At 65.0% G+C, this 25,818-nt stretch carries 24 protein-coding genes; 9 read left to right on the top strand and 15 right to left on the bottom strand.

Features of this window, described 5'->3' with window-relative positions; genetic code table 11:
• Positions 1 to 22: 22 nt before the first annotated feature.
• From AAHK20_RS03300 to mltG, 3 genes are read right to left on the bottom strand one after another with little or no spacing between them, the layout of a single operon-like run.
• Positions 23 to 1,063, bottom strand: coding sequence for a DNA polymerase III subunit delta' (locus tag AAHK20_RS03300; protein WP_449179982.1), 1,041 nt, complete (start codon positions 1,061 to 1,063; stop codon positions 23 to 25).
• 49 nt (positions 1,064 to 1,112) lie between these two features.
• Positions 1,113 to 1,739, bottom strand: a complete 627-nt coding sequence (gene tmk / locus AAHK20_RS03295; protein WP_449179981.1) for a dTMP kinase — start codon at positions 1,737 to 1,739, stop codon at positions 1,113 to 1,115.
• 3 nt (positions 1,740 to 1,742) lie between these two features.
• Positions 1,743 to 2,753: an endolytic transglycosylase MltG gene (mltG, locus tag AAHK20_RS03290; protein WP_449179980.1), complete on the bottom strand. Its 1,011-nt coding sequence runs from the start codon at positions 2,751 to 2,753 to the stop codon at positions 1,743 to 1,745.
• A 78-nt stretch (positions 2,754 to 2,831) separates the two neighbouring features.
• Between mltG and ygfZ the strand changes: the two genes are divergently transcribed.
• Positions 2,832 to 3,920, top strand: coding sequence for a CAF17-like 4Fe-4S cluster assembly/insertion protein YgfZ (ygfZ, locus tag AAHK20_RS03285; protein ID WP_449179979.1), 1,089 nt, complete (start codon positions 2,832 to 2,834; stop codon positions 3,918 to 3,920).
• Between the two features lie 10 nt (positions 3,921 to 3,930).
• The gene (locus tag AAHK20_RS03280) at positions 3,931 to 4,755 is read left to right on the top strand and encodes an NRDE family protein (RefSeq protein ID WP_449179978.1); all 825 of its coding nucleotides are present in this window, start codon (positions 3,931 to 3,933) and stop codon (positions 4,753 to 4,755) included.
• A gap of 38 nt (positions 4,756 to 4,793) precedes the next feature.
• Here AAHK20_RS03280 and AAHK20_RS03275 read toward each other — a convergent pair whose 3' ends face one another.
• Genes AAHK20_RS03275 through AAHK20_RS03265 form a run of 3 tightly spaced genes read right to left on the bottom strand, consistent with a single transcriptional unit; the run spans position 4,794 to position 7,130 of the window.
• Positions 4,794 to 5,249 carry a GNAT family N-acetyltransferase gene (locus tag AAHK20_RS03275; RefSeq protein WP_449179977.1) on the bottom strand — a complete coding sequence of 152 codons (456 nt, stop codon included), beginning with the start codon at positions 5,247 to 5,249 and terminating at the stop codon, positions 4,794 to 4,796.
• 55 nt (positions 5,250 to 5,304) lie between these two features.
• Entirely contained in the window at positions 5,305 to 6,264 is a 960-nt protein-coding gene (locus AAHK20_RS03270; protein WP_449179976.1) for an alpha/beta hydrolase, read from the bottom strand.
• A gap of 2 nt (positions 6,265 to 6,266) precedes the next feature.
• Entirely contained in the window at positions 6,267 to 7,130 is an 864-nt protein-coding gene (locus tag AAHK20_RS03265; RefSeq protein ID WP_449179975.1) for an SDR family oxidoreductase, read from the bottom strand.
• Between the two features lie 192 nt (positions 7,131 to 7,322).
• Here AAHK20_RS03265 and arcD point away from each other — a divergent pair, with 192 nt between their 5' ends.
• Complete coding sequence (arcD, locus tag AAHK20_RS03260; RefSeq protein ID WP_449179974.1) at positions 7,323 to 8,774, top strand: arginine-ornithine antiporter; 1,452 nt, start codon at positions 7,323 to 7,325, stop codon at positions 8,772 to 8,774.
• On the opposite strand, the gene AAHK20_RS03255 is transcribed toward arcD, so the two are convergent.
• The 3 genes from AAHK20_RS03255 to AAHK20_RS03245 form a co-directional block, all read right to left on the bottom strand.
• Positions 8,775 to 9,773 carry an NADP-dependent oxidoreductase gene (locus AAHK20_RS03255; RefSeq protein ID WP_449179973.1) on the bottom strand — a complete coding sequence of 333 codons (999 nt, stop codon included), beginning with the start codon at positions 9,771 to 9,773 and terminating at the stop codon, positions 8,775 to 8,777.
• Positions 9,774 to 9,803: 30 nt separating this feature from the next.
• The gene (locus tag AAHK20_RS03250) at positions 9,804 to 10,301 is read right to left on the bottom strand and encodes a PaaI family thioesterase (RefSeq protein WP_449179972.1); all 498 of its coding nucleotides are present in this window, start codon (positions 10,299 to 10,301) and stop codon (positions 9,804 to 9,806) included.
• Positions 10,302 to 10,388: 87 nt separating this feature from the next.
• Complete coding sequence (locus AAHK20_RS03245; RefSeq protein ID WP_449179971.1) at positions 10,389 to 11,342, bottom strand: patatin-like phospholipase family protein; 954 nt, start codon at positions 11,340 to 11,342, stop codon at positions 10,389 to 10,391.
• 390 nt (positions 11,343 to 11,732) lie between these two features.
• Here AAHK20_RS03245 and AAHK20_RS03240 point away from each other — a divergent pair, with 390 nt between their 5' ends.
• Positions 11,733 to 13,703 (top strand): APC family permease, encoded by a 1,971-nt coding sequence (locus tag AAHK20_RS03240; protein WP_449179970.1) that lies wholly within the window; start codon positions 11,733 to 11,735, stop codon positions 13,701 to 13,703.
• Here AAHK20_RS03240 and AAHK20_RS03235 read toward each other — a convergent pair.
• The 5 genes from AAHK20_RS03235 to AAHK20_RS03215 form a co-directional block, all read right to left on the bottom strand.
• A complete protein-coding gene (locus AAHK20_RS03235) occupies positions 13,687 to 15,018 on the bottom strand; it encodes a hypothetical protein (protein WP_449179969.1) in 1,332 nt (443 codons plus the stop codon). The two genes, AAHK20_RS03240 and AAHK20_RS03235, sit on opposite strands and share 17 nt — an antisense overlap.
• Positions 15,019 to 15,242: 224 nt before the next feature.
• Complete coding sequence (locus AAHK20_RS03230) at positions 15,243 to 16,421, bottom strand: acetyl-CoA C-acyltransferase (protein ID WP_449179968.1); 1,179 nt, start codon at positions 16,419 to 16,421, stop codon at positions 15,243 to 15,245.
• Between the two features lie 105 nt (positions 16,422 to 16,526).
• Positions 16,527 to 17,156 (bottom strand): bifunctional nicotinamidase/pyrazinamidase, encoded by a 630-nt coding sequence (pncA, locus tag AAHK20_RS03225; RefSeq protein ID WP_449179967.1) that lies wholly within the window; start codon positions 17,154 to 17,156, stop codon positions 16,527 to 16,529.
• Between the two features lie 59 nt (positions 17,157 to 17,215).
• A complete protein-coding gene (locus AAHK20_RS03220; RefSeq protein WP_449179966.1) occupies positions 17,216 to 19,312 on the bottom strand; it encodes a 3-hydroxyacyl-CoA dehydrogenase NAD-binding domain-containing protein in 2,097 nt (698 codons plus the stop codon).
• 209 nt (positions 19,313 to 19,521) lie between these two features.
• Positions 19,522 to 21,168: a 3-(methylthio)propionyl-CoA ligase gene (locus AAHK20_RS03215; protein WP_449179965.1), complete on the bottom strand. Its 1,647-nt coding sequence runs from the start codon at positions 21,166 to 21,168 to the stop codon at positions 19,522 to 19,524.
• A 105-nt stretch (positions 21,169 to 21,273) separates the two neighbouring features.
• Here AAHK20_RS03215 and AAHK20_RS03210 point away from each other — a divergent pair, with 105 nt between their 5' ends.
• The 5 genes from AAHK20_RS03210 to AAHK20_RS03190 all read left to right on the top strand — a co-directional run bounded on the left by AAHK20_RS03210 (position 21,274) and on the right by AAHK20_RS03190 (position 25,201).
• Positions 21,274 to 22,830, top strand: coding sequence for a protein adenylyltransferase SelO (locus AAHK20_RS03210; RefSeq protein WP_498063343.1), 1,557 nt, complete (start codon positions 21,274 to 21,276; stop codon positions 22,828 to 22,830).
• 144 nt (positions 22,831 to 22,974) lie between these two features.
• Positions 22,975 to 23,403, top strand: coding sequence for a peptide-methionine (R)-S-oxide reductase MsrB (gene msrB, locus AAHK20_RS03205; protein ID WP_449179964.1), 429 nt, complete (start codon positions 22,975 to 22,977; stop codon positions 23,401 to 23,403).
• 88 nt (positions 23,404 to 23,491) lie between these two features.
• Positions 23,492 to 24,022 carry a septation protein A gene (locus AAHK20_RS03200; protein ID WP_449179963.1) on the top strand — a complete coding sequence of 177 codons (531 nt, stop codon included), beginning with the start codon at positions 23,492 to 23,494 and terminating at the stop codon, positions 24,020 to 24,022.
• 3 nt (positions 24,023 to 24,025) lie between these two features.
• Positions 24,026 to 24,340, top strand: coding sequence for a BolA family protein (locus tag AAHK20_RS03195; RefSeq protein ID WP_449179962.1), 315 nt, complete (start codon positions 24,026 to 24,028; stop codon positions 24,338 to 24,340).
• Between the two features lie 81 nt (positions 24,341 to 24,421).
• Positions 24,422 to 25,201 carry a peptidylprolyl isomerase gene (locus AAHK20_RS03190; protein WP_449179961.1) on the top strand — a complete coding sequence of 260 codons (780 nt, stop codon included), beginning with the start codon at positions 24,422 to 24,424 and terminating at the stop codon, positions 25,199 to 25,201.
• A gap of 80 nt (positions 25,202 to 25,281) precedes the next feature.
• On the opposite strand, the gene AAHK20_RS03185 is transcribed toward AAHK20_RS03190, so the two are convergent.
• The gene (locus AAHK20_RS03185) at positions 25,282 to 25,818 is read right to left on the bottom strand and encodes a GNAT family N-acetyltransferase (RefSeq protein ID WP_449180055.1); all 537 of its coding nucleotides are present in this window, start codon (positions 25,816 to 25,818) and stop codon (positions 25,282 to 25,284) included.

Below are 25,818 nucleotides of genomic sequence, written 5' to 3'. Positions count from 1 at the left end.
CTCGGCCGGCTGCCAGGCCCGCTCAAGCGCGTTCTGCAAACAGCTCGCGGTAGCCGATAAACAGCTCTTCGAAGACGAGGCGCGCGTTCAGCGGATGGTTCTCGACCGCGCGCTGACGCGTGACCGTCCGTATGAAGCGCGCGAACGCATTCGCATCGACCTGCGCCGAGCAACGCGCGAGCGCGGTCGACGCCGCCGGGAAATAGCGCGGCGCGCCCGCCGTGCGCTCGGCGAGCAAATCGTAGAGCCAGCGCTGCATCCAGCCGAGCACGACCGGCACCGGCAGCTTTTGCAGCGTCTCGCCGCACGCGAAGGCGTCGCAATCGGCGCCGGCGGCGAGCTGCTTCAAGGTCCAGTCGCGCAGCACGCGGTTTTCGTCGGCTGCGAGCGCGAGCGCCGTGAGTGGCGCACCGCCCGCTTCCGCGAGGAGCGCGGCGGCATCTTCGACGCCTTGCGCCGCGAGCCATTGCGCCGCCGCGTCGGCAGCCGGCGTCGACATCGGCCATTGACGGCAGCGGCTCACGATCGTCGGCAGCAGCCGGTCGACACGCGCCGACACCATCAGGAACACGACCCCAGCGGGCGGCTCCTCCAGCGTCTTCAGCAGCGCATTCGACGCCGCGACGTTCAGCGCTTCGGCTGGATACACGACGACCACGCGCGCCCCGCCGCGATGCGACCCGACGCCGACGAAATCGAGCAGCGCGCGCACCTGCTCGATCTTGATCTCCTTGCTCGGCGTCTTGGTTTTCTTGCCGTCGTCCGCGTCCGCTTTTTCTTCAGCAGCGGCAGCGGCGGCCGGGCCCGCCTCGGCGGCCAGCGCTTCCGGCAGCAAGATCCGGTAGTCCGGGTGATTGCCCTGCGCGAACCAGTTGCATGCGACGCACGTGCCGCAAGGCTCGCCGTTCGCAGTCGGCGCCTCGCACAAGAGCCCTTGCGCGAGATGCTGCGCGAAGCGCAGCTTGCCGATGCCGGCTTGGCCGTAGAGCAAGAGCGCATGCGGCCACTGCGCGCGCAGCTGTTGCAGGCGGTTCCAGTCGTCGGTTTGCCACGGGTAAATCATGTTTGGCTTTCGTTCGCTTGACGGTTGGTCGGGGGAATACGGCCGCGGATCACGCCGCGAGGCTCGCGATGATGCCTTCGAGGGTCTCCTGGATGCGCGGGATGCTCTGCGTCGCGTCGACGATCGCAAACCGGTGCGGCGCCTCTTCCGCGCGCCGCAGGTATTCGGCACGCGTTCGGGTGAAGAACGCTTCCGATTCGCTCTCGAACTTGTCGGGCGCGCGCGCCGCACCGCGCCGCTCGCTCGCGGTCTCGGTCGGCACGTCGAACAGCACGGTCAAATCCGGACCGAAACCGCCCTGCACCCAGCGCTCGAGCGCTTCGAGCTTGTCGCGCGGCAAGCCGCGGCCACCGCCCTGGTAGGCGAAGGTCGCGTCGGTGAAGCGGTCCGAGAGCACCCAATCGCCGCGTGCGAGCGCCGGCTCGATCACTTGCGCCATGTGTTCGCTGCGCGCCGCGAACATCAGCAGCGCCTCGGTCTCCAGCGTCATCGACTGATGCAGCAGCATCTCGCGCAGCGCTTCGCCAAGCGGCGTGCCGCCCGGCTCGCGAGTCACGACCACCGCGCGCCCCGAAGGCGCCAGCAACGCGTCGAGGCGCTCGCGAAACCAACTCAGATGCGTGGTCTTGCCCGCACCATCGATGCCTTCGAACGTGATGAATTTCCCGCGCGCCATCGTTTATTGACCTCGAATGTATTTGTCGACGGCCTTGTTGTGGTCGTCGAGCGTGTCTGAGAATTGGCTGCTGCCGTCGCCGCGCGATACGAAGTAGAGCGCGCTGCTCGGCGCCGGATTCATCGCCGCCTGCAGCGACGCGGCGCCCGGCAAGGCGATCGGCGTCGGCGGCAGGCCGGTGCGGGTGTACGTATTGTAGGGAGTGTCGGTCTGCAGATCGCGCTTCTTCAAGTGGCCGGCATAGGCGTCGCCCATGCCGTAGATCACCGTCGGATCGGTCTGCAGCGGCATGCCCATGCGCAGCCGGTTGTCGAACACCGCCGCGACGAGCGGCCGGTCGCCCGCCTTGCCCGTTTCCTTTTCGATCAGCGACGCCATGATCAGCGCCTCGTAAGGCGTCTTGTAAGGCAGGCCCGCCGCGCGCCCCGACCATGCCTCGTTCAAGCGCAGCTTCATGAGCTTGTAGGCGCGGCGATAGATGTCGATGTCGCTCGTGTCCTTGTCGAACAGATACGTATCGGGAAAAAACAAACCGTCGGCGTTCGTCAGCCCCGTTTCGGTCGCGCCGATCGTCGCGAGCAGGTCGGCATCGCTCATGCCCACGGTGTCGTGCCTGATGGCGGGGTTCGAGTCGATCTCGGCGCGCATGCGCTTGAACGACCAGCCTTCTATGATCGTCGCGACGTACTCGTTGACGTCTCCGCGCACCATTTTTTGCAGCAGATCGTACGGGGTGATGCCGGTCTTGAATTCGTAGTTGCCCGATTTGAGCTCGCTTTGGAGGCCCAGAACGCGCGTCATCGCGATGAACAGCTCGGGCTCGACCGGCACGCCGCCGCGATTGAGCTGCAGCGTGACGCTGCGCACCGTGCTGTGCGGCTTGATCGTGACGTCGAGCTGGGGCTGTGCGAGCGTGAGCGGGTTCACCGCCCAATAATAGCCGCCGGCGGTGGCCGCGGCGGCAAGCACGACAACGGCTGCCCCGAGAGCGAGGCATTTCTTCAGAAGGGACATGCGGAACGTGACTCAGGTGGACCTCATATAATAACTGCTCGCCTACGCCAAAGTCAGGATTGACTGCTCACCGATTCCATGAATCTCCCCAACGCTTCAGCGACACCCGCGCCGGCCGTGACGGCACCTAACGCAGCAACCCCTGCAGCCACCCACGCGGCCGCCGCTCCGTTGCCGCTCCTGCCCCGGCCCGCGGACGCCGAATTCGAGGCGGTCCTCGAACGCGGCGCCTACACGACGCTTACGCAGTTCGGCGTGATCGACGTGCATGGCGACGATGCCGCGAGCTTCCTGCATAGCCAGCTCACGAACGACGTCCAGCACCTCGATGCCGCCACGGCGCGCCTTGCCGGCTATTGCTCGCCGAAGGGACGCCTGCTCGCGTCGTTCCTGAGCTGGCGCACGGGCGACACGATTCGCCTCCTGATTTCGAAGGATCTGCAAACGTCGGTGCAAAAGCGCCTGTCGATGTTCGTGCTGCGCGCGAAAGCCAAGCTCGCGGACGCGAGCGGGCAGCTGACGGTGGTCGGCCTCGCGGGCGACGTCCGCAAGGCGCTGTCGCACGTTTTCGACGCGTTGCCCGACTCCGTGCACGTTCAGGTCGACGGCCCTGCCGGATCGCTGATTCGCGTGCCCGATGCGGCCGGCCGGCCGCGCTACCTCTGGATCGGGCCTCAGGCGGAAGTCGCTGCAAGTCTGCCGAAGCTCGCGGGCGCGCTGACACAAGTGTCGCCTGCCGTGTGGGATTGGCTCGACATTCGCGCGGGCGAACCGCGCATCACTCAACCGGTGATCGAGCAGTTCGTCCCGCAGATGGTCAATTTCGACGTGCTCGGCGGCGTCAATTTCCGCAAGGGCTGCTATCCCGGGCAAGAGATCGTCGCGCGCAGCCAGTACCGGGGCACGATCAAGCGGCGCATGGCGCTCGCGAACGTCGCCGGGGAATTGGCCGATATCCGCGCAGGCAGCGAACTCTTCCACTCGGACGACCCGAGCCAGCCGTGCGGGCAGATCGTCAATGCGGCGTCGGCGCCCGAAGGCGGCGTCGATGCGCTCGTCGAGATCAAGCTCGCGGCGCTCGAAGGCGGCTCGGTGCATCTGGGCGCGGCGGACGGCCCCGCGCTGCGTTTCCTGCCGTTGCCGTATTCGTTGCCGGCCGAAGTTTGAGATCAGCGCCATGTGCCTGATCGTCTTCGACTGGCGCCCCGCCGCCGTTCACGGCCCGCTCTTCACGCTGAGCGCCAATCGCGACGAATACCTTCGGCGCACGGCCGACCCGCTCGCGTGGTGGGCGGACGTGCCCGCTCTGCTCGCCGGGCGCGATCTCACGGCGGGCGGCACTTGGCTGGGCGTGTCGCGCGACGGGCGCTTCGCGGCGCTGACCAACTACCGCGCGCCGAACGACATGCTCCCGGACGCGCCGACGCGCGGCACGCTCGTGTCGGCGTATCTGCAGGGCGCCCCGCTCGCGCCGCTCGACTACCTCCATCGCGTCGCCGAAAACGGCGCGGCCTACAACGGATTCAATCTGCTCGCCGGCGATTTCACGCGCCGCGAACTGGGCTGGTATTGCAACCGCTCGTCCGCCGCGCCGATCCTGCTCGATACCGGCGTGCACGCGATCTCGAACGCGGTGCTCGATACACCGTGGCCGAAGCTCGTGAGGAAACGCGATGAATTGCGCCAGCTGCTCGAGCGCGATGCGGCACCGCCACTTGCTGCGCTGATTGAATTGATGCGCGATCCGCGCACCGCTCACGACGACGAATTGCCGTCCACGGGCCTCCCGCTGGAGCGGGAGCGCGCGCTGTCGGCCGCGTTCATCGAGACGCCGGAATACGGCACGCGCGGCACGACGGCGCTGCGGGTGAATGCCCGCGAGGCAGGATTCTCGGTTGATATCACCGAGCGCAGCGACGACGACGGCACGCACCAACTCGTGCGGCCCGGCAACTTCGAGCGGTCGTTTGCGTTCGAGATCGAGCGAAACGCACTCGATTAAAGTGCGCTCGCGCAGGGCAAAACCCGAGCTCGAAACCCTCAAGCCTCCGCTTCGGGCCCGCGCAACACGCGCAGCATCTGCACGTGCGGTATGCCGGCCTCCACGAACTCCTCCCCGATAACCGCGAAGCCGTGCCGTAGATAAAACGACACCGCTGAACGCTGCGCGTAAAGCTCGACATGCCCGTCGCCGCGCTGCTGAGCATGGCCGATCAGCGTTTCGAGCACGCGCGAACCGACGCCGCCGCGCCGCGCCTCGCGCAGCACCGCCATGCGGCCGATCGCACCCGTCGGCAGCAAGCGCCCTGTGCCGACCGCATGACGCTCACCGAGCCGTTCGCTGTACGCGACGGCATGCAGCGCATCGGTGTCGGCCGAATCCCATTCGAGGTCCGCTGGAATTTGCTGCTCGCGCACGAAGACGGCGTCGCGCACGCGCGCGGCGTCGAGACCGAGCGTCGCCCAGTCGCCTACGTGCAGGATGATTTTGCTCATCGACCTCTCCCCGGCTCGCGCGCGCTACGCGCGGCAAACGCCGTCTTTGCCAACGTCAATCCGTCTCGAACGCGATGCGCAGCGCCGCTGCCGCTTCGGCATGCGCGCGCGCCACCTCCGGCACGAAGCCGCCCATCTTGAAGAACTCGTGAATCATTCCGGCGTAGCGCTTGAGCGTCACGACGTTGCCCAGCGCCGAAAGCTTGGCCGCGTACGCCTCGCCTTCGTCCGACAGCGGATCGTATTCGGCCGTCGCGATCCACGCGGGAGCCAGGCCGCCAAACGACGGCGCATCGCGCGTGCCGTCGAGCGGCGCGAAGCGCCAGTCGTCGCGGTCGGACGCATCGCGCAGATACTGCCCGAAAAACCACTGAATCGTCTCGCCGGACAATAAAAAACCGTCGCCGAGACGCAGATGCGAATCCGTCGCCTGGTGCCCGGTCGTGCCGGGATAGATCAGGAGCTGCAGCGCCAGATCGAGCCCGGCGTCGCGGGCGAGCACGGCGCACACCGTCGCCAGCGTGCCGCCCGCGCTGTCGCCGCCGACGGCGAGGCGCGCCGCATCCACGCCGTACGTGAGCGCGTTCTCGGCGAGCCAGCTGAGCGCGTCGAAGGCATCGTCGACAGCGGTCGGAAACTTGTGCTCGGGCGCCAGGCGATAGTCGACCGACAGCACAGCGCAACGCGCATCGCGCGCGAACATGCGGCACAGCGCGTCGTGCGTGTCCACGCTGCCGACCGTGAAGCCGCCGCCGTGGAAGTAGACGAGCGCGGGCAACGGTTCCGCCCAGCTCGGCTCGGTGGGCAGATAAAGACGCGCACGGATGTGCGCACCGTCGCGCGTCGGCACCTCGAGATCGTCGACGGAAAACATCTTTGCGGCGGCGATTTCGAGAATCGGCGCGCTCTTCTCATAGGACGCGCGCGCGGCCTGCGGCGTCAGGTCGTGATAGGCGGGACGCTTGGCGCGCGCAATCATGTCGAGCACCTGCTCGACCTTGCGGTTCAGCGGCATCGTTAATCGCGGACTTCGGGTTTGAGGGAATACGGATCGGTCGGCGCGCGCATCTGTTCGATGTCCTCATGACGCAGCCGCACGCTCTCCAAAATGCTCGGGTGCGTGACGATGTAGAAACGTCGCTCGCGAATCGCGTCGAACGTGAGCTCGGCGACATCGTCGGCCGACAGCTTGCCGCCGCGCACCGCCTTCTGAAGTTGCCTTCCGGCGAGGACCTGCGAGGCCGTCGCGGGCGCATCGTTGCGCAACTCGGAGGGACGCGCGCGCTCCGCATCGGCGATGCCGGTCGGCACGAAGGCCGGGCACAGCAGCGAGCAGCCCACGGGACCGCCCGCATTGCGCAAGTCGTGAAAGAGCGTCTCGGTCAACGAGACGACCGCATGCTTCGACGCGTTGTAGATGCCCATCGACGGCGGCGACAGCAAGCCCGCCACCGACGCCGTGTTGACGATATGCGCCGGCTCGTTCTGCCGCAGCATGATCGGCGTGAAGACGCGTACGCCGTGCGCGACGCCCATCACGTTGACGCCGAACACCCAGGCCCAGTCCTTCGCGCTGCTTTCCCACAGGAAGCCGCCTGCGCCGACGCCCGCGTTGTTGAAGAGCAAATGCACCTTGCCGAAGGCGTCGAGCGCGCGCTGCGCGAGCGCTTCGACGGCGTCGCCGTTCGAGACGTCGGTCGGCACGCCGATCGCTTCGACGCCCTGCGCGCTGAGCGCGTCGACGACCTCGGCAAGCGCGTTCGCATCGACATCCGCCAGCACGAGCTTCATGCCGAGCGCAGCGCCCTTCGCCGCGAATGCGCGACCGAAACCGCTCGCCGCGCCGGTAATGACCGCGACCTTGCCTGCGAAGTGCTCCATTTCGTCTCCTAGCGGTTTCGTTTCGTAAAGGCGCAAATGATACGCCGATCCTTTATTTCAACGGGTGAAACTATGGTCGTCGATAAGCGCTTTTCGATTGCGTCTCTGCTGTGAAAATGAATGGGAATCGCTGATTTATCGGTGGCGCAAAGTTAAAATTCCAACCCCTCCCGCCGACTATCCCATTCAAACATGGCAGAACTCACGCAGCGCGCCGCGACTGAAAAGACGAACACATTGCGGCTCGGCGCGTTGACTGGGCTGGTCGTGGGCTCGATGATCGGCGGCGGCGTTTTTTCGCTGCCGCAAAACATGGCGGCCACCGCCGATGTCGGCGCCGTTTTGCTCGGCTGGGTCATCTCGGGCATCGGCATGTTGATGCTCGCGTTCGTGTTCCAAACGCTCGCCAATCGCAAGCCGCGGCTCGACGGCGGCATCTACGCCTACGCGCAGGCCGGCTTCGGCGACTACATGGGCTTCGCGTCCGCTTGGGGATACTGGGTCAGCGCGGTGCTCGCCAATGTCGGCTATTTCGTGTTGCTCTTTTCCACGCTTGGGCTGTTCTTCCCGGCGTTCGGCGAGGGCAACACGCCGCTTGCGATCGCGTGCGCGTCGGCGGTGCTGTGGGGCCTGCACTTTCTCGTGCTGCGAGGGATCAAGGAAGCGGCGCGCGTGAACGAAATCACGACCGTCGCCAAGATCGTGCCGATCGCCCTCTTCATCGCGATCTGCGCCTTCGCCTTCCGGCTCGACATCTTCACGGCGGACATCTGGGGCCGTCATAACGTCTCGCTCGGCAGCGTGATGAATCAGGTCCGCAACATGATGCTCGTGACCGTATGGGCGTTCATCGGCGTCGAAGGCGCGAGCATCTTCTCGGCTCGCGCGGAAAAACGCAGCGACGTCGGCCGCGCCACCGTGCTCGGCTTTTGCGTCGTGCTGCTCGTGCTCGTGCTGGTGAACGTGCTGTCGCTCGGCATCATGACGCAACCGAACCTCGCGAAGCTGAAGAACCCATCGATGGCGGGCGTGCTCGAGCACGTGGTCGGCCACTGGGGCGCGGTTCTGATCGCCGTCGGTCTCGCGATCTCGCTGGCGGGCGCGCTGTTGTCGTGGGTGCTGCTGTGCGCGGAAATCCTCTTCTCGGCCGCGCGGGATCGCACGATGCCCGCGTTTCTGCGCAAGGAAAATCAGAACAGCGTTCCGGCGAACGCGGTGTGGCTCACCAACGCGATGACGCAAGTCTTTCTGATCGTCACGCTGTTCTCGCAAGGCACCTATCTGTCGCTGATCTATCTCGCGACTTCGATGATCCTCATTCCCTACTTCTGGTCGGCGGCCTATGGTCTCTTGCTCGCCGCGCGCGGCGAGACCTACCAGCGCGACCCGCAGGACCGCGCTAAGGATCTCGCCATCGCGGCCCTCGCCGTCCTCTACGCGCTCTGGCTGCTCTACGCGGGCGGGATCAAGTACTTGATGCTGTCGGCGCTGCTCTACGCGCCCGGCACCATTCTGTTCGCGCGCGCCAAGCGGGAAAACGGCCGGCCCGTTTTTACCCGCCTGGAAAAGCCGATTTGCGCCGCCGTGGTGATCGCCGCCATCGCGGCGGCATATGGTCTCTACAGCGGATTCCTGACGCTCTGATCAAATCAGCTTGACGAGCTGCTTGCCGAAGTTCTTGCCCGTCAAGAGCCCCATGAATGCTTCCGGCGTGCTCTCAAGACCTTGCGAAATCGTCTCGCGATACTGCAGCTTCTTTTGCGCGACGAGCCCGCCGAGTTCGCGCAGTGCTTCAGGCCAGATGTCGAGGTGCTCGAGGATGATGAAGCCCTGCATCAAGAGGCGCGAACGCAGGAGGGTGGACGGCTGCGTGATCGGCGTGGGCTCGCCGTTGTAGCCCGCGATCCACCCGCAGAGCGCGATCCGGCCGAACGCATTCATGCGCGCGACCGTGGCGTTGAACACTTCGCCGCCGACGTTCTCGAAGCACCCGTCGACACCGTCCGGCGTCGCGGCCTTCAGGTCCTGGTACAGATTGCCGGCCTTGTAATCGACGCAGGCGTCGAAGCCGAGCGTCTCGACCACGTAGCGGCATTTGTCGGGCCCGCCCGCGATGCCGACCGCGCGGCAGCCCTCCAGCTTCGCCAACTGCCCGACGACGCCGCCGACCGCGCCGCTCGCCGCGCTCACGACGATCGTCTGCCCGGCGCGCGCCGCGATGATCTTGTTCAGGCCGTACCAGGCCGTCACGCCCGGCATGCCGACCACGCCGAGATAGGCGGAAAGCGGCACGTGCGTGTCGTCGACTTTATGCAGGCCGACGCCGTCCGACGTGCCGTACTCCTGCCAGCCGAGCGCCCCAACCACTTTGTCGCCGACGGCGAACGCAGGGTTGTTCGATTCGACCACTTCGCCCACCGTGCCGCCGATCATCACTTCGTTGAGCGGCTGCGGCTCGGCATACGACTTCGCATCGCTCATGCGTCCACGCATGTACGGGTCGAGCGACAGGAAGTGATTGCGCACGCGGACCTGACCGGGACCGAGCGCGCCAAGGGGCGTTTCGACGAGCTTGAAGTTGTCGGGCGTGACCGCGCCTTGCGGGCGCGATACGAGCAGAATCTGGCGATTGGTTTGGGTCATTGCAGTCTTCCTCCTTCATCCTCTTTGGTGTCAGCCGTCGCTCGGACCGGGCTTGACGGGTGGTGCGCGGCGCCGGCGCTGTTGGACGACGTCGCGGCCCACCGCGAGCCGGCGCATGTACTTGAACGTGCCGAGCGCCTTCGCGACGAAATGGCCTTCGCTGTCGCGGACTTCGCCTTCGCAATAGGCCATGGTGGTCGAACGGTGCAGCACGCGGCCGAACGCGCGCAACTCGCCGCGGCCCGGCTGCATGAAGTTCACTTTCATTTCCACGGTGACGACGCCGACGCCCTCGTCCGCGAGACTGCGCGCCGCGGTGGCGAGCGCGACGTCGGCGAGGGTCATCGTGATCCCGCCGTGCGCGACGTCCCAGCTGTTCAAGTGCGTGCCGGCGAGCGGCAGCACTAGTTCGCTCGCGCCGTTCGCCGCTGAAACGAGACGCACGCCGAGGTGATCGACGAACGGGCTTTCGATGGCAGGCGGCGGCTGCGGGATTTTGGGCTCGGCGGGGTTGTGCGGATCGCTCATCGCGGGATCGTCAGGCTTTGTCTGGGTGATGGTTTCAACAACTCGCCAAATGATAACCGCATCCCCATGCGGGGAACGCAGGCGAATTCAGTCCAACCCCAAGTGCGCCCGGATCGCCGGCATCATCCGCTCGACGGCCGCGCGACCCTCCGCGATGGCCGGCGCCGCGCGATGAAAATCGAAGATGCTCATGCCGCCCAAGCGCGGCTGAATCAGGATGTCGGCCGGCTCGCCCGCAAGGCGGCTGCGCGTGATGCGCACCTGCATGATGTCGATGCTCTGCGCCATCGAGCTCAACACTGACGGCGCGCGCGCGTTCGGCTCGGGCGACGTTCCCACGTCGCCGTCGACATAGTCCGGATTGGGCTGCAACCACTTCGGCCACGGCCTGCCGTTGCGCCGCAGGCTGCCCGGCGGCGGCGCCTCGGGATCGATTACCGGCGGCTCGGCGATCATGCCGCCCAGATCGCGCCCGTTCAGAAGGTCGTTGGTCAGATCGATGGCGATCACGAAATCGGCGCGCATCGCGCGCGCGGCGGAAACCGGCACCGGATTGGACAAGCCGCCGTCAACGAGCCACACGCCCTCGTGCCACACCGGCGTAAACAGCCCCGGAATCGCGATCGACGCGCGCACGGCGTCCACGACGCTGCCGTCCTGCAACCAGATCTCGCGGCCGGTATCGAGCTCGGTCGCGACGGCCGCATACGGCATCTTCAGCTCGGCGATTTTGCATCCGTTGAATCGATTCGCGAAGACCTGAATCACCTTCTTGCCGCCCAGCAGACCGCCCGAAATCTGCAGATCCAGAAGCCGCACGACGGTCTGCCAAGTCAGGCGCGACACCCACTCCTCGAGCCAGTCGAGGTCGCCGTTCGCGTACACGGCGCCGACGAGCGCGCCGATCGAGGTGCCGCACACGACATCCGGCCGTATGCCGGCTTCGAGCAGCGCGCGAATCGCGCCGATATGGGCCCAGCCTCGCGCGGCGCCGCCGCCCAAGACAAGTCCGATGCGGGGCGCGCGGGTCAGACGTCGCATACCGCGCCCTCCCGCCTGCTCATCACCCCCAAGTCGGGAAAAGAAACGCATGACAGGCTCAAACTCATCGTTATGTCCGTATTGTGACGCTGGATATCGATACGCGCTGCCGCTTGTCGCGGCGATGCGCTGGCTGCCGCACATACGATGCGGCTCGATGCATGCCCGATGTGCGCGTGCCAACCGCTCGCGGCGACTGCCATCCTTGCCGCTCGAAATCGTACACAAACGATTCATGGGCTGCCTCGAACTGCGCTACTAATCCGGCGCCGGAAGCCGGCTCGTCACGGTCTCGCGGCTTTCAATTCGTCAGCTTCCGAAGACCGGGTATCGCCGACTGGCAAGCGTTACCGAACTGCCCTACATTTCGAGGCAAAACCGGGAGATCCCATGGCCACCTTCGGCAAGATGTGGCAGTTGCTCGTCGGCAAACCCCTCGATCCGCTCGATCCCCGCACACGCCATGCGATCGCCGTGACGCCGATCCTCGCCTGGGTCGGGCTCGGCGCGGACGGCCTCTCGTCGTCGTGCTACGGCCCCGAGGAGGCATTTCTCGCGCTCGGCCATCACACGCCACTCGCGCTCTTTCTCGCGGTCGCCACGGCGGCAACCGTCTTCATCATCGCGCTCGGCTACAACCAGGTCATCGAACTGTTCCCCACCGGAGGCGGCGGCTATCGCGTCGCCACCGCGCTCTTGGGGCCGCGCCCCGGGCTCGTGTCGGGCGCGGCGCTGCTCGTCGACTACGTGCTGACGGTGGCGACCTCGCTGGCGAGCGGCGTCGATGCATTCTTCAGCCTTTTGCCAGTCGGCGCTCAAGAGTTCAAGCTCGCCACCGAATTAATCCTCATCGTGCTCATGACGGGGCTCAACTTCCGCGGGATGAAGGAATCGATCCTCGTGCTGCTGCCGATCTTCATGGGCTTCGTGGTGCTGCATCTCGGGCTCATCGTGTACGGCGTGGCGGTGCACGGCAATCATCTGGGCGGGGTCGTGCCGGGCGCGTTCAGCGAAGCGCACAGCATGTCGCACGCGTTCGGTCCGCTCGTGATGCTGGCGCTGCTGATGCGCGCGTTCTCGCTCGGCGGCGGGACCTATACCGGTCTCGAAGCCGTGTCGAACAACGTCAACATGCTCGCCGAGCCGCGCGTGCCGAACGGCAAGTGGACGATGTTCTACATGGCAACCTCGCTCGCGTTCACCGCCGGCGGCATCATCCTGCTTTACATGCTGTGGAATGCGCAGCCGGTCGAAGGACAGACGCTCAACGCGGTGGTCTTCGGCAGCGTGATCGATCATATGGGACTTGGCTCGTCGTTCGCGCGGCAGGCGCTGCTCGCGGCGGTCCTCGCGTTCGAGGCGGGCTTGCTGCTCGTCGGCGCGCAAACCGGCTTCCTCGACGGGCCCGCGGTGCTGTCGAACATGGCGTCGGATTCGTGGGTGCCGCGCCACTTCCGCGATCTGTCGACGCGGCTCGTGCGGCAGAACGGCATCATCGTGATGGGTGTCGCGAGCCTGTTGATTCTCGGCTGGACTCACGGCAACGTCGACGTGCTCGTCGTGCTCTACAGCATCAACGTGTTCCTCACGTTCAGCTTGTCGCTGCTCGGCTTGTGTACGTATTGGTGGCAGCACCGCCGCGACGGCAAGCATTGGCTCACGCACTTTGCGCTCTCGGCGCTCGGCTTGTCGGTGACGGCCACGGTGCTCGTCATCACGCTGATCGAGAAATTCACGGCGGGTGGTTGGCTGACGGTGCTGGTCACGAGCGCGGTGATCGCGCTGTGCTTTCTCATCAAGCGTCACTACACGGATACGCGCGCGCAACTTGCAAAGGAAGATGCGCTCTTCGCCGGCGCCGCGCCCACCGTCGCCGAGCCTGGCCCGGGCAAGCCGGACCCGTCGCTGCCGACCGCGATCCTGCTGGTCGGCAAGCATCGCGGCGCGAGCATGCACGCGCTCCTATGGGTGAACCGGCTCTTTCCGGGGCACTTCAAGAATGTGATCTTTCTGGCGGTCGGCGAAGTCGATGCGAAGGCCTACGAAGGCGCAGAGCATTTGGAGCGCTTGCAGAAGACGATCTCGACGGCGCTCGAGTATTACGTGGCGCACTGCCGCCGCAACGACATGGCGTCGGATTATCGGATCGCGTTCGGCACGCATCCGATCGGCGAATTCATGAAGCTCGCCGAAACGACCATGGACGAGTATCCAAACAGCGTCTGCTTTGCGAGCAAGTTGATCTTCAAGCGCGTCAACTTCCTGACGGCGTGGCTGCACAACCAGACGCCAGTCGAAATTCAGACACGCTTGCATCTGCAGGGCAAGCAGATGGTGTTGCTGCCTATGAACGTGGGGTGAGCTGTTCGCTCACCCGCGCGATTGCCTCGCGTACATCCGGATCGGATTTGCCCGTGGCCTCGTCCACTTGCTGATAGCGCTTCAACGCGGCGTCGAGATTTCCGGAACGTTCCTCGCACGCGGCCACGTTGAATGCGACCGACGTATTGGCCGGATTCGACGCTACAAACGACGACCACAGCGGACACGCCTGATCGAAGCGACCCGCTCGCGCAAATTCCAATGCGCGGTTGAAAGGCTCGACGGACCGCGGATCGAGCCCTGCCTTGTCGTCCTTGTACTTGATCGCAGTCTTGTGCACGTAGGGCGCGATATCCTCGCGCACCTGCTGCCATGCTTCGCTCATCGCCTGAGCCTTCAGCGCCTGATCCGAGGCTTCGACACCCGCATCGTCACACCACGTCGAACTCGCCGACGTGGTTTTGGTTTCGTTATAGACGACTTTGCCGCTCCCGAACTCAACCAGGCGCGGATTCAGCTTGAACGTCAGCGTCTTGGTGGTGCAGCGGACCTCTTTCGTGGCGCAATCCGAGGACTTGCCCGATGGGCAGAACGTGCGCGCCGCGGTGGAACTCGCCGTGACGATCGGAGGGATGTTGGCCGAGCCGCTATAGATCGCATCGGCGCGCGTCATTGCGCCGTATGTCGGCACGGACCTCGCGTCCCCCTTCGGAGCCGTTTTGGGAGCAAGGCTCGAGAGCGCTCCCATCACCTTCGGGACGGCAGAGGGAACGCCCGGAATGGCTCCAACCGCATCTGGTAAGGACGTGGGAACGCTCGGGACCGATGGAACGCTTGGCACCGATGGCGCACTCACATTGGGGGCGAGGCTTGAAGCCGACGGCACATCGACGTTTGCCGCATCCAACGGGTTGAGGCTCGAAAGCGAGTCCGACGCCAGGTTCGCGACGGATTTCGGATCGAGATTCGCCAGCGTTTTCGGATCGAGGTTCGCAAGCGATTTCGGATCGAAACCAGCCAGCGACTGCGGATCAAGGCCAGACACCGACGGCAAGCTGCCGCGCGATAGCGACTGCTGCATCAAGTCCACGACCGCCGGGTCCATCTCGCGCCATTCGTAAATGGTGAAATACTGGCGCCCTTCGTAGCGGACCGACGCGAGCATGCGCTGGAAATCGTCGGTCGCCTCGGCGCCGACGTTGCCGTCCATCGGAAGCAAGGCGATGCGCCGGTAGTGGGCGGCGTCGGTCCTGGCTGCGCCAAATTGGTCCACTGGGGCAGGTTTTGGAGCCGTCGCGCATCCGGACAGCACAAACGCACTCGCGAGCCCGATCGGACCCACGATGCGTTTCAAGATATCAATGCGCGGATTCGATCCGGCGCGGGACAGGAACGGCAGCGGTCTCATAAGCGATTGCAATAGGCCACGATAGGGCACGATTTTCACGGGTCCCAATCGTAACTTGCCAAACGCTTACTCAATCTCGGAATTGCCCCGCCTCATGCGGCCTATCTCAACGTTCCCGCGACATGCCGCGCTTTTTTCCCGCGTTGCTGATCTGGCTCAAGCTCGCGCCGTTAGACGATTTCGAACAGCCCCGCCGCGCCCTGGCCGCCACCGATGCACATCGTCACGACCACATGCTTCGCGCCGCGGCGACGCCCTTCGATCAGCGCGTGCCCCGTGAGCCGCGCACCCGATACGCCGTACGGATGCCCGACCGCGATCGCCCCGCCGTTCACGTTCAGGCGCTCGTTCGGAATCCCGAGCGTATCGCGGCAGTAGAGCACTTGCACCGCGAACGCTTCGTTGAGCTCCCACAAGTCGATGTCCTCGACTTTCAGGCCGGCTTGCTTCAGCAACTTCGGCACCGCGAACACCGGGCCAATGCCCATTTCGTCGGGCTCGCAACCCGCCACCGCAAAGCCGCGGAAGATGCCGAGCGGCTGCAAGCCTTCTCGTTCGGCCACTTTCGCGTTCATCACGACGCATGCCGACGCACCGTCCGAAAACTGGCTCGCGTTGCCCGCAGTGATCACGCCGCCGGGCAACGCGGTACGGATCTTCGAGACGCCTTCGAGCGTCGTATCGGCTCGGATGCCTTCATCGGCGGCAATCGTCACTTCCTTGGTATAGAGACGTCCGGTCGCCTTGTCGGCGACGCCGGCCAGCACCGTCATAGGCACGATCTCGTCGTTGAACTTGCCCGCCTCCTGCGCCGCCGCGGCGCGTAGTTGCGATTGCACGCCGTACTCGTCCTGCCGCTCCTTCGAGATGCCGTAGCGCTGCGCGACGTTCTCGGCCGTCTGCAGCATCGACCAGTAAATCTCGGGCTTGTTCTTCTGCAGCCAGCCTTCGGCCATCATGTGGCGATTCATCTCGTTCTGCACGCACGAGATCGACTCGACGCCGCCCGCCACGTACACCTCGCCTTCCCCCGCGATCACGCGCTGCGCGGCGAGCGCGATCGTCTGCAGGCCCGACGAGCAGAAGCGGTTGACCGTCATGCCCGGCACGCTGACCGGCAGTCCAGCGCGCAGTGCGATCTGCCGCGCGATGTTGCCGCCCGTCGCGCCCTCGGGATTCGCGCATCCCATCACCACGTCCTCGACGCGCGCGGGATCGATCCCGGCGCGCGCGACCGCGGCCTGCGTGACATGGCCGCCCAGCGTCGCACCATGCGTCATGTTGAAGGCGCCGCGCCACGATTTCGCGAGGCCGGTGCGTGCGGTCGATACGATTACAGCGTCCGTCATATGTCTCTCCAATGTCGATGGAAGTTGGCGCTTTGGCGCCTATTCCCATCCCATGCACAGCGATCGAAATGGGTTGTGTGTCTGATTGAGGTCCGCACGTGCCGCCTACGCGGCGAGCACTTCGTCGGCGTTCACCCTTGCGATACCGGCCGCGCGCATCTCGCTCCATGCTTTATCGAGCGAACCGTCGAGATCGATCGCGCGACAGGCGTCCTCGATCACCGCGACTTCGAAACCGGCCAGACGCGCATCGAGCGCGGTCCACGCCACGCAGTAGTCGGTGGCAAGCCCGCAGCAAAAGACGCGCGTCACGCCGAGATCACGCAGATAGCCGGCGAGGCCCGTGCGTGTCGTGCCGTCGGCTTCGAGAAACGCCGAGTAGCTGTCGATGTCGCGGTGATGACCCTTGCGGATCACGAGGCGCGCGTGCCCAATGTCGAGATCGCGATGTAGCGCGGCGCCCGGCGTGCCCTGCACGCAATGCACCGGCCACAGCACCTGCTGCCCGTACGGCAGCGCGATCGTCTCGAACGGCTGGTGTGGCGGGTGATGCACGGCGAACGAGATGTGATCGGCCGGATGCCAATCCTGCGTCAGCACCACGTGCTCGAAGCCCTTCGCGAGCCGGTTGATCACCGGCACGACCTGATCGCCGCCGGTCACGGCCAACGCACCGCCCGGCATGAAGTCGTTCTGCACGTCGACAACGAGCAGCACTTGGTCTGCGCTTTTCATCGTGTCACCTCGCTAAATATCGGCGCGTCGAACCGCCACGCCGTTCGCCGATCAGCGGCTCAAGCGTTGAAGCCCCTGCCCGCTGCCGCCAGTTCCGTGACGAGCGGCGCAATGTCCCATGCGTCGCCATTAGGCTGCGACGCGTAACGTGCCATCGCGCGCTCGACGTTATAGAGACCCACCGTGTCCGCGTACAGCATCGGGCCGCCGCGCCAAAGCGGAAAGCCGTAGCCGGTCAGATAAACCATGTCGATGTCGGACGCCTTCGACGCGATCCCTTCCGCCAGGATCTTCGCGCCTTCGTTGACGAGCGCGAACACGAGCCGCTCGACGATCTCGTCGTCGCCGATCTTGCGCCGCGCGTGGCCGATCTCGTTCGAATGCGCGACGATCATCTCGTCGACGAGCGCCGAAGGACGCGCGTTGCGGTCGCCGGCCACGTAGTCGTACCAGCCGCCGCCGGTTTTCTGCCCGAAGCGCCCCGTCTCGCAGAGGCGATCGGCGATCTTCGAGTAGTGCATGTCGGGCTGCTCTTGATAACGGCGCTTGCGGATCGCCCAGCCGATGTCGTTACCCGCGAGATCGCTCATGCGGAACGGTCCCATCGCGAACCCGAAGCGCTCGATCGCGCGGTCGATTTGCCCGGGCAACGCGCCTTCCTCCAGCATGAAGAGCGCCTGACGCACGTACTGCTCGATCATCCGGTTGCCGATGAAGCCGTCACAGACACCCGACACGACCGCAGTCTTCTTGATCTGCTTGGCGATTTGCATGACGGTGGCGAGCACGTCCTTCGCCGTGTCTTTGCCGCGCACGACTTCGAGCAGCTTCATCACGTTCGCGGGGCTGAAGAAGTGCATGCCGACGACATCCGCGGGACGCTTCGTGAACGCCGCGATCTTGTTCAAATCGAGCGTCGACGTGTTCGATGCGAGGATCGCGCCGGGCTTCGCGACTTCGTCGAGACGCCGGAACACCTGCTCCTTCACGCCAAGCTCCTCGAACACCGCTTCGATGATGAGATCGACGCTCGCGAGGTCGTCGTAGGAAAGTGTCGGCTTGATCAGCGCCATGCGCGACTCGAGCGCTTCCTGCGTCAGCTTGCCCTTCTTGACGCTCGTTTCGTAGTTCTTGCGGATCGTCGCCAGGCCGCGCTCGAGCGCCTCCTGCTTCGTCTCCAGGAGCGTCACCGGCAGCCCGGCGTTCACGAAGTTCATCGCGATGCCGCCGCCCATCGTGCCCGCGCCGATCACCGCGACTTGCTTGATCGCGCGCACGGGGGTGTCCGAGGGCACATCAGGGATCTTGCTCGCGGCCCGCTCACCGAAGAATGCGTGACGCAATGCGCGGCTCTCGGGCGTCTGCACGAGCGCCATGAAGCATTCGCGCTCGAACGCGAGGCCCTGGTCGAAACCCTTCAACACGCCCGCTTCGATCGCGTCGATGCACTTGCCCGGCGCGGGGAAATTTTTTGCAACCGCCGCGACGCTGTTGCGCGCGAACTGGATAAAGCCGGCCGCGTTGTCGTGCTGAATCTTGCGATCGCGCACGCGCGGATGCGTACCGCTCGCGCCCATGTCCTTGGCCGCCACGCGACGCGCAAAAGCGAGCGCGGCTTCGAGCACGTCGCCTTCGGCCATCTCGTCGAAGAGGCCGCTTTGCGCAAGCTTCTCCGACATCACGGGCGTGCCCGACACGATCATGTTGAGCGCCGCTTCGAGACCGATCGCGCGCGGCAAACGCTGCGTGCCCCCTGCGCCCGGCAAGATGCCGAGCTTCACTTCGGGCAGCGCAATCTGCGCGCCCGGCGCCGCCACGCGATAGTGCGCGCCGAGCGCCAGTTCCAGACCGCCGCCCATCGCCACGCTGTGAATCGCCGCGACCACCGGTTTGGCGCTGGCTTCGACGGTGCGAATCACCGTCGCGAGCGTCGGCTCTTGCATGGCTTTCGGGGTATTGAATTCGGTGATGTCGGCGCCGCCCGAGAACGCTTTGCCGGCGCCCGTCAACACGATTGCGACGACGGCAGGATCGCGCTCGGCGCGCGCGAGGCCGTCCATGATGCCGGTACGCGTGGACAGTCCGAGTCCATTTACCGGCGGATTGTTCAGCGTGATGACGGCGACGCCGTCGCGAGTCGTGTAGTCCACTGACATCTGTCTGCCTCCAGTGAGGGCGCAGGCGCGCCCGAATGCGTCCGGGTACGCGGATGATTGTCCGCGTACCGGCGAGTGGAGGCTAGAATACACAAAAACGAACGGTCGTTCAATTTGTAAAAATATTCGCGCCTTTTAGGGTTTTCACGCGGTTCTTGCGTCGAACGCAGGGTGCCTGAAGGCGCGCCGACCACCTCTGGAAAGCGTCGCTACACCGCCCCCGCATTCGCCGTCGGCAACACGTGATCGCGCAACATCTCGCGCAGCTTGAGCTTCTGGAGTTTGCCGGTCGCCGTGTGCGGCAACTGTTCGAGGAAGACGACGTCGTCCGGAATCCACCACTTCGCGACCTTGCCTTCGTAAAACGCGAGCAGTTCCTCGCGCGTCACGTTCTCGCCCGCGCGCTTCACGACGACAAGCAGCGGCCGCTCAGTCCACTTTGGATGCGCGCACGCGATGCAGGCCGCCTCGGCCACAGCCGGGTGCGCGACCGCGACGTTCTCGACGTCGATCGAGCTGATCCACTCGCCGCCTGATTTGATGACGTCCTTGCTGCGATCGGTGATATGCAGGAAGCCATCGGGGTCGAGCGTGGCGACATCGCCGGTCGGAAACCAGCCGTCGACGAGCGGCGACGCGTCGCTGCGGAAATAACGGTCGATGACCCACGGGCCGCGCACGTGCAGGTCGCCGAACGCGACGCCGTCGCGCGGCAGCTCGCGCCCTTCGTCGCCGACGATCTTCATGTCGACGCCGAAGATCGGGACGCCCTGCTTCTCCGTCAGCCGGTGCTGCTCGTCGAGCGGACGTTGCGACTGCTCCCAATTCAGCCGCACGAGCGTGCCGAGCGGCGACATCTCCGTCATGCCCCAGGCATGGATCACGCGCACGCCGTACACGTCCTCGAACTCGCGAATCATCGCGGGCGGGCACGCGGAGCCGCCGATCACCGTGCGCTCGAGCGACGAAAAGCGCTGGCCTGTTTCGCGCAGGTACTGGAGCAGGCACATCCAGACGGTCGGCACGCCGGCCGAGAACGTCACGCGTTCCGCCTCCATCAGCTCGTGGAGCGACTTGCCGTCTAAATCCTTGCCGGGCAGCACGAGCTTCGCGCCGGTCAGCGGCACGGCGTGCGGGATGCCCCACGCGTTCACATGGAACATCGGCACGACGGGCAGCACGGCATCGCGCGCGGACACGCCCATCGCGTCCGGCAGCGCCGCGCCATACGCATGCAGCACCGACGAGCGGTGCGAGTACAGCGCGCCCTTCGGGTTGCCGGTCGTGCCCGACGTGTAGCAGAGGTTGGAGGCCCAGCGCTCGTCGAGCACGGGCCAGTCGAAGCCGCCGTCTTCAGCGGCGAGCAGCGTTTCGTAGCTGAAGGCAGGGGTGCCCATCGACGGTAGATGCGCCTCGTCGGCGAGCGCGATCCAGCCTTTGACGTTCGGACATTGCGGCGCGATGACGTCGATGAGCGCGGCAAACGTCGTGTCGAACAGGACGTAGCGGTCGTCGGCATGGTTGACGATGTAGGCGATCTGCTCGGGAAAGAGACGCGGATTGATCGTGTGGCACACCGCGCCGAAACCGGTCACGCCGTAGTACGCCTCGAGATGGCGATAGCCGTTCCAGGCCAGCGTGGCGATGCGCTCGCCGGGCGTCACGCCAAGCCGGATCAGCGCCTGCGCGAGCCGCTTGGCTCGCTGTTCGCAATCCCGGTACGTATAGCGATGGATGTCACCCTCGACGCGCCGCGACACGATCTCGGTATCGCCCGCGTAAGTCGCGGCATGCTTCAACAGCGACGACACATTGAGCGGCACGTCCATCATTTGACCCAGCAACGGCGTTGTCATTTCCGTTTGTCTCCTTGTTCTTGGGCGGTATCGGTCGGTATTGGTCGGCGCCAGCGCGCCTGAGGGCGCGGCCTTACAATATCGGCTAATTCCGAGGCGCTCAATATGTCGTTTTCCCCACTCAGTACCGGGCTGTCGGAGCGGATGTCGTCGGTCGCGGACGCGATCGGCAACCCACGCGACGGCTCGTTCTCCCAGCTCGGCAGCGCTTTTCTGACCCGCCTGCCGGCGGCGACGCTTAGCGCTCCCTACACGGTCGGTTTCTCGGCCGACACGGCGCGCATGCTCGGCTTCGATCCATCGATCGCTGACGACCCCGCGTTCGCCGAATACTTCTGCGGCAACACCACACGCGAGTGGCCGTCGCAAGCGCTGCCCTATGCCTCCGTCTACTCGGGGCACCAGTTCGGCGTGTGGGCCGGCCAGCTCGGCGACGGACGCGCGCTCGGGCTCGGCGAAGTCGAGCATGGCGGCGCCCGCTACGAGCTGCAATTGAAGGGCAGCGGCCGCACGCCCTATTCGCGCATGGGCGATGGGCGCGCGGTATTGCGCTCGTCGATCCGCGAGTTCCTGTGCTCGGAGGCCATGCACCACCTCGGCATTCCGACGACGCGCGCGCTTTGCGTGATCGGCTCCGACCAGCCGGTGCGCCGCGAAGAGGTCGAGACAGCGGCGGTCGTCACGCGCGTCGCGCCGAGCTTCGTGCGCTTCGGGCATTTCGAGCACTTCTATTCGAACGATCGAGTGGACGCGTTGCAAGCGCTCGCCGATCACGTGATCGACCGCTTCTTTCCGCAATGCCGCGAGGCGGACGATCCCTACCTCGCGCTGCTGGGCGAAAGCGTGCGGCGTACCGCGGATCTGATCGCGCAATGGCAGGCAGTCGGCTTTTGCCACGGCGTGATGAACACGGACAACATGTCGATTCTCGGCGTCACGATCGACTACGGTCCGTTCGGCTTCGTCGACGGGTTCGACGCCAATCACATCTGCAATCACTCCGACACCGCCGGCCGCTACGCCTACCGGATGCAGCCGCAGGTCGCGTACTGGAACTGCTTCTGCCTGGCGCAGGCACTGCTGCCGCTGTTCGGCGCGCGCTACGACGAGGCGTCGCGCGGCGAGCGCTCGGTCGAAGACGCGCAACGTGTGCTCGAAGGCTTCAGAGACCGCTTCGCGCCGGCGCTCGAACAACGCTTGCGCAACAAGCTCGGCTTGACAACCGAACGCCCCGGCGACGACGCGCTTGCGAACAAGCTGCTCGAAATCATGCACGCGAACCGCGCCGACTTCACGCTGACCTTCCGCCATCTTTCGCGCATGTCGAAACACGACGCTCGCGGTGACGCGCCCGCGCGCGACCTGTTCCTCGATCGCGCCGCGTTCGATCTCTGGGCGAACGACTATCGTGCGCGGCTGTCCGAAGAAACACGCGACGACACCGCACGGCGCGAAGCGATGAACCGCGTGAATCCGAAGTACGTATTGCGCAACCACCTCGCCGAAACGGCGATTCGCCGCGCGAAGGAAAAGGACTTTTCGGAGCTCGAGCGGCTGGCGGCCGTGCTGCGTCGTCCATTCGACGAGCAGCCGGAATACGAGGCTTATGCCGCATTGCCGCCCGATTGGGCGGGGTCGCTCGAAGTGAGTTGCTCGTCATGAGATCGTGGGCGTTGCCCCCCTGCCCCCGAAATCGAAACCGAACGCTCTGCTGATACGTACATACGAACTCGACTTGGCGCCGCATCGACGGAACGTTTCCCGACGCCCCGCCGCGACGCCTCACTCCACGGAGACAAACCGACCATGAACCGCCCCCTCGACGACGATCGAAGCCAGCCCACGCATCCGGAGCAAAAAACCGACGCCGAATACCGCAGCCAGCTCTCCAACATCGAATACCAGGTGACCCGCCACGCCGCGACCGAACCTCCGTTTACCGGCCGTTACTGGGATCATTGGGACCGCGGCATCTACGACTGCGTCTGCTGCGGCACCCAACTCTTTGAATCGGACACCAAATTCGACGCCGGCTGCGGCTGGCCGAGCTACTTCAAGCCGATCAACGGCGAAGTGATCGAAGAACTCACCGACCGCTCGCACGGCATGCTGCGCATCGAAGTCCGCTGCAAGAATTGCGGCGCGCATCTCGGGCACGTTTTCGAAGACGGTCCCGCGCCGACCGGCCTTCGGTACTGCATCAATTCGGCTGCGCTACAATTCGACCCCAAGTAACGTAGCGCCTTCGCCGAGGCTTACGCCCCACAGTCATCCGCGGCGCCTGCTTGCCGGCAGGCGCCGCTCATCGACGTTCCGACTATCAATGAAATTTCTGTTCGATCTGTTCCCGATCATCCTGTTTTTCGTCGCGTTCAAGCTGTGGGGGATCTTTACCGCCACGGCCGTGGCGATCGTCGCGACGTTGCTGCAGGTGGCATGGGTCGCGTTCCGGCACCGCAAGGTGGACACGATGCTCTGGGTAAGTCTGGGCGTGATCGTCGTGTTCGGCGGCGCGACACTCGTGCTGCACAACCAGAAGTTCATCCAGTGGAAGCCGACTGCGCTCTACTGGCTCTTCGCGGTTGGCTTGATCGTCGCGCGCTACGCATTTCAGAAGAACCTGATCGAGAAGATGATGGGCAAGCAGCTCTCGCTGCCCATAGCAATCTGGGACAAGCTGAACGTCGCGTGGGCGCTCTTCTTCGTCGCGCTCGGCGTCGCGAACTTGTACGTCGTCGCCAATTTCACCGAATCGCAATGGGTCAACTTCAAGCTATTCGGCACGACGGGCGCGATGGTCGTGTTCATCGTCGCGCAAAGCCTGTGGCTCGCGAAGTATTTGAAGGAAGAGTGACTGATGAGCGACTTTCTGAACGCGTCTCCTACCGAACGCATCGCGCTGATCGAAACGCGCTTGACGGCCGCCCTCGCGCCGGTTTCCATCAGCGTGCGCGACGATAGCGCGCAGCACGCCGGCCATGCCGGCGCCTCGGCCGGCGGCCACTTCACGGTGACGATCGTCGCCGCGGCGTTCGCCGGCAAGGCCCGCGTGGCGCGGCACCGCTTGGTGTATGATGCGCTGGCCGATGCGATGCAGCGCGGCATCCATGCGCTTGCCATCATGGCTTATACGCCCGAGGAATTCGCAGCCTTGTCCTCGACGTCGTCGTAGATGCCGCCCCCGATTTTGCTCGCTCCGTTGTTCGCTCAGTTGCCCTCTCAGTGGCCCCATTAGGAACGTTAGGAACTTCCGATGACCTTGAAGAAAACCCATCTCTGGGTACTGCTCGCCGCCTTTGCGGCCGCGCCTGCTTTCGCACAGAACATCGCCGTCGTGAATGGCACGCCGATCCCCAAATCGCGCGCCGATGCGCTCGTCAGCCAGCTCGTCAAGCAGGGTCAGCAAGACTCGCCGCAACTGCAGCAGGCCGTGCGCGAAGAACTGATCAACCGCGAAATCCTGATGCAAGAAGCGATCCGCGAAGGCGTGCCCTCACAGGCGGACGTCAAGGCGCAAGTCGCAGTCGCCCAGCAGACAGTCGTGCTGCGCGCGCTGATCGAGAAATTCGTGAAGGACAACACGCCGAGCGACGCGGAAGTCAAAGCGCGCTATGACGACCTCGTGAAGCAAGCTGGCGGACGCGAATACCACCTGCACCACATCCTCGTCGACAACGAGCAGCAGGCGAAAGACCTGATCGCGAAGATCAAGGCCGGCGCGAGCTTCGAAGACCTCGCGAAGCAATATTCGAAGGACCCGGGCTCGGGCAAGAACGGCGGCGACCTCGACTGGGCGAATCCGAAGTCCTACGTGCCGGAATTCGCGGCAGCGGCGCAAAAGCTGCAGAAAGGCCAGATGACCGACGAGCCGGTGCATACACAGTTCGGTTGGCACATCATTCGCGTCGACGATATTCGCGACATCGCCCCGCCGCCGCTCGATTCGGTGAAGACGCAGATCGTCCAGCAAATTCAGCAGGAAAAGCTGCAGGCGTTCGAAGAAGGCTTGCGCAAGCAAGCGAAGGTTCAATAACGCGCTTTGTTCGCTGCTGGAACAGAAAAAGCCACCCGAGGGTGGCTTTTTCTATGCGCTGACGAATCGAAGTGACGCTTTCAATCCGGATAGAACTCCCGGTGATAGCGCGCTTCACCCTTCGGCAACGAAGCATCCCCGCCTACGAGGCTCATCGCCATGAAGTACTCAGCGAGCACGCCGGGAAACACGATACCCGGTTCGTGGTGAAAGCCGAATCGCGTGTAGTACGCCGGATCCCCAAGCACGACGCAGCCTCGAGCGCCCTGCTCCCGAATCGCTGCAAGACCCGCATGAATCAAGGCGCTGCCGATGCCTTGCCCCTGACACTCGGGGGCGACGGCCACCGGCGCGAGCCCGACCCACTTGCCCTCATCGCGCGAGCCGATCTGAACCGGCGAAAACGCAAGGTAGCCAACGATCTTCCCGGCCAACTCGGCGACGAGCGAAACCGTCAGCGCGCCATCGTCGCGCAACACGTTGACCAGCAGATGCTCGCGCTGATCGCTATGCGGTTCGTTCTCGAAGGCGGTGCGCACCACCTCCGAGATTGCCGCGCGCTCGGCTGCGTCAGCGACACGCTCCGCGCGGATTTGCAGCGTGTCCTGATTCGGCAT

It is taken from the genome of Trinickia camelliae (genome assembly GCF_053525655.1).
The sequence above is the reverse complement of the archived record's forward strand: the minus strand, read 5'-3'. Positions and strand labels throughout refer to the sequence as shown.